At 59.6% G+C, this 292-nt stretch carries 1 protein-coding gene; it reads left to right on the top strand.

The window, feature by feature from the left end:
* Window positions 1-98: 98 nt before the first annotated feature.
* Window positions 99-292, top strand: a 194-nt coding sequence (locus AF337_RS15405) for a hypothetical protein (protein ID WP_049732720.1), incomplete at its 3' end; no start/stop codon positions are given.

The raw sequence follows: 292 nt of genomic DNA, 5'->3' as shown, positions 1-292 counted from the left end.
CCTTCAGCCGGCCGCGTAGACCGGTCTCGGCCGATGATTTGGAACCATGATCCCGCCGTACTGTTTAACAGGAAGGCGCGGAAGCGCCGATAACGGGGATGCCGATTGCCGGCCAACCCGGTAATGACGATCGGCCTTTCGGTTCGCCTATGGAGGAGCACGACATGCAAACGACCCGATCGAAAGAACTGGCGGACGAATACCTGCGGCTTGGCGGCAAACGGCTGGCCAAAATCGATGACAATATTGTCAAGATCCGCCACTGGGATGATGACACGCCGGAGGCCGAGGC

This window comes from Rhizobium ecuadorense (assembly GCF_001187535.1).
Taxonomy (GTDB): domain Bacteria; phylum Pseudomonadota; class Alphaproteobacteria; order Rhizobiales; family Rhizobiaceae; genus Rhizobium; species Rhizobium ecuadorense.
This window is presented reverse-complemented; position numbering and strand designations above follow the sequence as displayed.